This window comes from Butyrivibrio sp. AE2015, from assembly GCF_000420825.1.
Lineage (GTDB): Bacteria > Bacillota > Clostridia > Lachnospirales > Lachnospiraceae > Butyrivibrio.
Map to the genome: position 1 here is coordinate 36,961 of NZ_ATVR01000028.1, position 6,000 is coordinate 42,960.

Below are 6,000 nucleotides of genomic sequence, written 5' to 3' on the forward strand. Positions count from 1 at the left end.
AAATAACATTTTGTTTACTAGATATATAAAAGACAAAATGGAGGATTTATATGGCACAAGTTGGAATTGTAATGGGTAGTGACTCAGACATGCCGGTAATGGCAAAGGCAGCAGATATTCTCGAAGAACTCGGAATATCTTATGAGATGCGTATCATCTCAGCACACAGAGAACCCGATGAGTTCTTTGAATATGCTAAGACTGCTGAAGAAAAAGGCTTTAAGGTAATCATTGCAGGAGCAGGAATGGCAGCACACCTTCCGGGTATGTGCGCAGCAATCTTTCCAATGCCTGTTATAGGAATACCTATGCATACAACTTCACTTGGAGGCCGTGATTCTCTATATAGCATTGTTCAGATGCCAACAGGGATCCCTGTAGCTACAGTTGCTATAAATGGCGGCGCTAACGCAGGAATACTTGCAGCCAAGATCTTGGCTACATCAGATACAGAACTTCTTAATAAATTGAAAGCATATACAGCTTCACTGAAGGACAGCGTTGTTAAAAAAGATGAGCATCTTCAGGAAGTAGGATACAAGAATTACTAATTTATTTTTACAGATAAAATATAGAAAAAGAGGAGTTTTATTATGGCACTGGATTACAAGAAAGCTGGCGTTGACATCGAGGCAGGTTACAAGTCTGTGGAGCTTATGAAGGCTTACGTTAAGGAGACTATGAGACCTGAAGTACTTGGAGGACTTGGTGGGTTCTCAGGAGCATTTTCCTTAAAAGATATAAAGAACATGGAAGATCCGGTTCTTTTATCAGGAACTGATGGAGTTGGTACCAAGATCAAACTTGCTTTTCTTTTAGATAAACATGACACAATAGGAATTGATGCAGTAGCAATGTGCGTTAACGACGTTGCCTGTGCAGGTGGCGAGCCACTGTTTTTCCTTGACTATATAGCTTGTGGCAAAAACATTCCTGAGAAGATCGCTGCAATTGTTAAGGGCGTTGCAGAAGGATGCAAACAGTCTGATGCAGCACTTATCGGTGGTGAGACAGCAGAACACCCAGGACTTATGCCAGAAGATGAGTACGACGTAGCAGGATTTGCTGTTGGTGTTGTCGATCGTAAGGATATGATAGACGGAAGCAGCATCAAAGCCGGTGATACACTTATCGGTGTAGCATCAAGCGGAGTACACAGCAACGGATTTTCACTTGTTCGTAAGGTTTTTGATATGACAAAAGAAAGCCTTGATACATATTATGATGAACTCGGTGCAACTCTTGGAGAGACTTTATTAACTCCAACAAGAATCTATGTAAAGATGATGAAGTCCATCAAAAATGCCGGAATTAAGGTTAAGGGCTGCAGCCATATTACAGGTGGCGGATTCTACGAGAATATTCCAAGAATGCTTCCTGAAGGCATAACAGCAGTTGTTAAAAAAGACAGCTATGACATTCCTCCTATTTTCACACTTATGCAGAAAAAGGGCGGAATTGAAGAACAGATGATGTACAACACATACAACATGGGACTTGGTATGGTACTTGCAGTTGATCCAAGCGATGTGGAAAAGACTCTCAAAGCTATTGAAGCTTCAGGAGATAAAGCTTGGGTTGTAGGTGAGACCAAGGCCGGCGAGAGAAAAGTTGAACTTGTATAACAAATAAGAGTGTGGTGGAGTACATATGAAAATTGCAGTCATGGTATCCGGAGGAGGTACCAATTTACAGGCAATCATCGACGGGATAGCTGAGGGAAAGATCACAAATACGGAAATTTGCCTTGTGTATAGCAACAACCCCAATGCTTATGCCATAGAGAGGGCGAAAAAAGCAGGTATCCCTTACGTTATAAAGAGCCCTAAGGAGTTCGAAAACAGAGCGGAGTTTAATGAAGCTCTTTTGCAGATATTAAAGGATGCTGAGCCGGATCTTATTGTCCTTGCAGGCTGCCTTGTTGTTATTCCTGAGATTGTTGTAAAAGAGTTTAAGAACAGGATTATCAATATACATCCTTCACTTATTCCTTCTTTTTGCGGAACAGGGTACTATGGACTTAAGGTTCATGAGAAGGTCCTTGAGAGAGGCGTAAAAGTTTCAGGTGCCACCGTGCACTTTGTGGATGAAGGAACAGATACAGGACCGATTATTTTGCAGAAGGCAGTTTATGTGAGAGATGATGATACTCCGGAGTCGCTGCAGAGACGCATAATGGAACAGGCTGAATGGAAGATAATGCCTCTTGCTATTGACCTTATTGCTAATAACAGGGTTAAGGTTGCAGACGGCAAAGTCATTATTGAAGGGTATGAGGAGAGTATTTTAGGATGAAGGTTTTGATTGTTGGTGGAGGCGGAAGAGAGCACGCTATAGCAGAAGCTGTTTCAAGAAGCTCTCAGGTTGATAAGATTTATTGTGCGCCTGGAAATGGCGGTATTGCGGAGCTCGCAGAGTGCGTTCCTATCACTCCAATGGAGTTTGACAAGCTTGTAGCTTTTGCTAAGGAAAAAGAGATCGATCTTACTGTTATCGGTATGGATGATCCTTTGGTTGGCGGTATTGTTGATGCTTTTGAAGCAGAAGGCTTAAGAGTATTTGGACCAAGGAAGAACGCAGCTATCCTTGAGGGAAGTAAGGCTTTTTCAAAAGACCTCATGAAGAAGTATGGTATTCCTACTGCTGCTTATGAGACTTTTGATGATCCTCAAAAAGCAATCGAATATCTTAAAAATGCGAAGTTTCCTATTGTTCTTAAGGCTGATGGCCTTGCACTTGGAAAGGGCGTTCTTATCTGCCAGAACTATGAAGAGGCTGAGGCTGGCGTAAAAGAGATCATGCAGGATAAGAAATTCGGAGATGCCGGAAATCATATGGTTATCGAAGAATTTATGACAGGAAGAGAAGTATCAGTTCTTTCATTTGTTGATGGAAAGACCTATAAGCTTATGTCATCTGCGCAGGATCATAAGAGAGCAGGAGATGGCGATACAGGTTTAAATACCGGTGGAATGGGTAATTTTTCTCCTAGTCCTTTCTATACAGAAGAGGTTGATAAATTCTGCCGCGAGCATATATATGGCAAGACTGTAGAGGCTATGGCCAGTGAAGGAAGAGAGTTCAAGGGAGTTATTTTCTTTGGCCTTATGCTTACAGAGGATGGGCCAAAGGTTTTGGAGTACAATGCAAGATTTGGAGACCCTGAAGCTCAGGTGGTGCTTCCAAGACTTAAAACTGATATAATAGATGTGTTTAATGCATGTATTGATGGTAAACTTTCTGAAACAGACCTTGAATTTGAGGATAAAGCAGCTGTATGCGTTGTCCTTGCAAGCGAAGGTTATCCTGTCAGCTATGAGAAAGGAAAGCTTATCACCGGCCTTGAGAATTTCAAGGGCAAAGAAGGCTACTACTGCTTCCATGCAGGAACCAAAGCTACTTCAGAGGGGATAGTCACAAATGGTGGAAGAGTTCTTGGCATAACAGCTAAGGGTGATACACTTGCAGAGGCCCGTAAAAAGGCTTATGAGGCTACAGAATGGGTTAGCTTTGAAAACAAGTATATGCGTCATGATATTGGAAAGGCTATCGATGACGCGAAGGAGGTAAAATGAAAAACAATAAGGGAAAGAGAATTGGCAACGTACTACTTTCACTGATTGCTTGCGTGGTTATTTTTGCCGGAACTGGTCTTCAGGCTTTGGCCTATACTGAAACAACAGGTACAGTCAGCCAGGATAATGTAAAGGTAAGAGAATCAGCCAGTACTACGGCAACCCAGGTTTCAAGCTTAAAGATTGGGGATACGATTGACATTGTAGATGAGGCAACAGATGCTTCAGGCTATGTTTGGTACAAGATCAGAGTCAACAAGAGTGAGTACGGATATGTAAGAAGTGATCTTGTTAAAAAGAGCGGATCAACAGATAGCAGCACAGCTACCACAACTACTACATCCACAACAAGCCAGACAAATGCTGCAGCAGCATCACTTCCTGCTACAACAGTAACAGCTACAGATCAGAAGAGTGCTACAGCAGTTGATAACTGTAAGGTTCGTTCAGGTGCAGGCACAGGCTATGATCAGGTAGGAAACCTTACTAAGGGTGATACAGTTACTATCACAGGTGAGGCAACAGGTACAGATAGTAAAACATGGTATCAGATCACTTACGGAGACAATGGTAAGACCGGCTTTGTAAGAAGCGATCTTGTAAATATTGTCGAAGCTGCACCTGCTGAAGCTGAGGCTACAGCAGAGAATGCTGAAGGAGAGAACGCTGAAGGCACTGAAGGCGGCGAAGGAGAAGCTACAGAAACTCCTGCTGAGACAGAGACTCCTGCCGAAGAGACAACAACTCAGGTAGGCGATGGCTCTTTTGAACTTAAGTATGAAGATGATATTTGGTATCTCTATGATTATGAGAAAGGCCAGAGAGTACAGGTTAAACAGCTTATAGAAGTAGCTGAGTCAGTACCAACTCTTACAAAGCAGGCCAGCACATACAAGACCGTTATCATCGCTCTTGGCATTGCTATAGCAGTACTTGTTGTTGCACTTATCATTCTTGCTCTTAAGCTTAGAGATTCCTTGTATTATGAGGATGTAGACGAAGATGAAGAGTATGATCGCTATTCATCAAGTGATAAGAGAAGAAGAGAAGATGAAGAGGATGAGGATGCTCCTGTAGCCAGAAGAAGAGCAAGAGGTGACGAGGATGAAGAACCTGCTCGCAAATCATTTAGAAGAAATGCAGAAGACTCTTCAAGAAAAGAAAACGAAGGAAGAACAGTTCGTCCTTCAAGAGATGAAAGAGCTACAGATGAGAGATCAGCAAGGTCTGACAGACCATCAAGAAGAAATTCTGATGATGAGAGAACAGTAAGACCTGAAAGAAATTCAGATGACAGAGCTGCCAGAAGAAATGCTGAAGATGACAGACAGGCAAGACACTCAAGAAGAGATGATAGTGACGAGCGTATGGCCAGAAGATCTGAGGAACGTGCATCAAGACGCATCCGTCAGGCACAGGAAGAGGCAGAAGACAGAGTCTCAAGAAGAGATGATGTTCAGGAGGAATCACCTCGTCGAAGAGCCAAGAACTTTATCGGCGACGATGACGATTTCGAGTTTGAGTTCCTTGATCTTGATGATTGATCTTTTGAAATAAGTAACATTTTGGATAGGATTAGGAGAGTGTTTTGGCGTAGGTTTTTACTTACACCAAAGCACTCTGTTTTTGTATATGCGTAAGTAGCTGGCTCTGTAGGAAAATGGGACGGCTTTAGTGATTAGTTCCCAATTTAAAGCCTATTGAGTCGTCTCTCATATTCTCTTAGAAAAGTTTTAGATTGTGTCTCCGTCCGCCACCATTGACTGAGTCTGAGGAAAACGCCCTGGTCTGCGAGCCGACGGTGAGGATGATGGGAACAGTAGATTATCTCGCACCGTCGGAACCAGCATTGTAGCGTTTTCCCCAGAACCCGTCAATGGCAAGCACCTTCGGTGTGGCTGGGTACAAGGGCCTCGGGATCAAATTCCGAGAACAGTAGGGGGCTACTTTCAAGAATGTGTAGGGCTATATGCTCATTTTACTGTGATAATTGATTTATTGTAACATACGAGGATACGCCTGCATGGATTACATGCTATTACTTAAAAACATGACCTAATTAGCATTTTTCACTTGCCTAGGTCATGTTTCTGGTCATGATAGGTATTATCAAAGTGGATTTCGATAGAAATTCAGGTTTTATCCTATATCTCAGAAAATCGCTGTTATAAAAATCATTCCGTCCGTATAACGATCCATATAATAGAAAAAATATCGTTTTGGGCATATAGCGCTTTGGAAAGCTTCCAGCCACCTCTGATTCTTACTATTTTGGGCATATAGCAGTTTTTTGCGAGGCCAGACACCCCGATATTGTCTTTATAAAAGAGAAATTGGGCATATAGGCCGATTTCAAGACTCGAGCCACCTAAACTACTACCTATAGAGTGGACACATATCAATTCACTTTAGACCCACTTTCATG

At 42.4% G+C, this 6,000-nt stretch carries 5 protein-coding genes; all 5 read left to right on the forward strand.

Going from position 1 to position 6,000, the window contains the following annotated elements; all coding sequences use genetic code 11:
* The first annotated feature begins 50 nt into the window (after positions 1 to 50).
* From purE to G585_RS19060, 5 genes are read left to right on the forward strand one after another with little or no spacing between them, the layout of a single operon-like run.
* Positions 51 to 551, forward strand: a complete 501-nt coding sequence (gene purE, locus G585_RS0112495) for a 5-(carboxyamino)imidazole ribonucleotide mutase (RefSeq protein ID WP_022775416.1) — start codon at positions 51 to 53, stop codon at positions 549 to 551.
* A 48-nt stretch (positions 552 to 599) separates the two neighbouring features.
* The gene (gene purM, locus G585_RS0112500; protein ID WP_026663978.1) at positions 600 to 1,625 is read left to right on the forward strand and encodes a phosphoribosylformylglycinamidine cyclo-ligase; all 1,026 of its coding nucleotides are present in this window, start codon (positions 600 to 602) and stop codon (positions 1,623 to 1,625) included.
* A 25-nt stretch (positions 1,626 to 1,650) separates the two neighbouring features.
* Complete coding sequence (gene purN / locus G585_RS0112505) at positions 1,651 to 2,295, forward strand: phosphoribosylglycinamide formyltransferase (protein WP_022775419.1); 645 nt, start codon at positions 1,651 to 1,653, stop codon at positions 2,293 to 2,295.
* On the forward strand, positions 2,292 to 3,575 hold the full coding sequence (gene purD / locus G585_RS0112510; RefSeq protein WP_022775421.1) for a phosphoribosylamine--glycine ligase: 1,284 nt from the start codon (positions 2,292 to 2,294) through the stop codon (positions 3,573 to 3,575). Before purN ends, purD begins: the two co-directional genes overlap by 4 nt.
* Complete coding sequence (locus tag G585_RS19060) at positions 3,572 to 5,119, forward strand: SH3 domain-containing protein (protein ID WP_022775423.1); 1,548 nt, start codon at positions 3,572 to 3,574, stop codon at positions 5,117 to 5,119. The genes purD and G585_RS19060 overlap by 4 nt, the downstream gene beginning before the upstream one ends.
* Positions 5,120 to 6,000: the final 881 nt, after the last annotated feature.

Bases quoted from the DNA above. Each gene is read 5' to 3' on its own strand.
- G585_RS19060 (WP_022775423.1), top strand. From the start codon at position 3,572: ATGAAAAACAATAAGGGAAAGAGAATTGGCAACGTACTACTTTCACTG.
- purN (WP_022775419.1), top strand. From the start codon at position 1,651: ATGAAAATTGCAGTCATGGTATCCGGAGGAGGTACCAATTTACAGGCA.
- purE (WP_022775416.1), top strand. From the start codon at position 51: ATGGCACAAGTTGGAATTGTAATGGGTAGTGACTCAGACATGCCGGTA.
- purD (WP_022775421.1), top strand. From the start codon at position 2,292: ATGAAGGTTTTGATTGTTGGTGGAGGCGGAAGAGAGCACGCTATAGCA.